General features: G+C 65.4%; 1 protein-coding gene. It reads left to right on the forward strand.

The features are described from left to right. Nucleotides 1-948 (forward strand): IS3 family transposase (locus tag AAFX91_RS42015; RefSeq protein ID WP_394570392.1); only part of this gene is annotated, 948 nt, incomplete at both ends.

The following is a 948-nucleotide window of genomic DNA, read 5'->3' on the forward strand; positions in this document are numbered from 1 at the left end:
GCGGGTCAAGGAAGCACGCCGGCCGAGCAGCGGGCCTGGCGTGAGGGGGTCTACGCGGTCATCCAAGCGATGACGACCTCCCCGCGGCAAGGCGAACTGACGATCGAACGGATGTGCCGATTGGCTGGCGTCAGCCGGGCCGGCTATTATCGGCATTGGGCGGCTTCCGCCCCACGTGCCGAAGAAACCGCCGTGCGAGACGCGATCCAGCGGCTGGCGCTTGCCTACAGGCATTATGGCTATCGCCGGATCGCCGCGCAGTTGCGCCGCGAGGGCTTTGCGGTGAACCGCAAACGCGTGCTGCGCCTGATGCAGCAGGATAATTTGCTGTGCTTGCGGCAGCGGCCGTTCGTGCCTGTTACGACGGACTCGCGCCACCCGTGGCGGGTGGTGCCGAACCTGGCCCGCAGCATGGTGCCTGATGGCCTCGACCAGCTTTGGGTGGCGGACATCACCTACATCCATCTGCAGGAAGAGTTCGCCTATCTCGCCATCGTGCTCGATGCCTTCAGCCGGCGGGTGATCGGCTGGGCCTTGGAGACGCACCTGGAGGCGCGTCTGGCGGTCGCCGCACTCTCGATGGCGCTGGCGGCGCGCCAACCCACGCCTGGCAGCCTGATCCACCACTCCGACCGCGGCATCCAATACGCCTGCGGCGACTACACCGAGCTCCTCCAGCAGCACGACATTGCGCCCAGCATGAGCCGGGTCGGCAATCCCTACGACAATGCCAAAGCGGAGAGCTTCATGAAGACCCTCAAGCAAGAGGAGGTCAACGGCCAGACCTACCGCGATGCGCCGCATGCCAGAAATGCGATCGGCGCCTTCATCGAAGAGGTGTACAATCGTCAACGGCTGCACTCGGCTCTGGCTTACCAGCCGCCAGCCGAGTTCGAAGCAAATTTACCAGGTTGCGGGGCTGCTGCGCAGCAGCCCCGCAACCTGGCC

The organism is Bradyrhizobium sp. 31Argb (genome assembly GCF_043638955.1).
Taxonomy (GTDB): Bacteria; Pseudomonadota; Alphaproteobacteria; order Rhizobiales; family Xanthobacteraceae; genus Bradyrhizobium.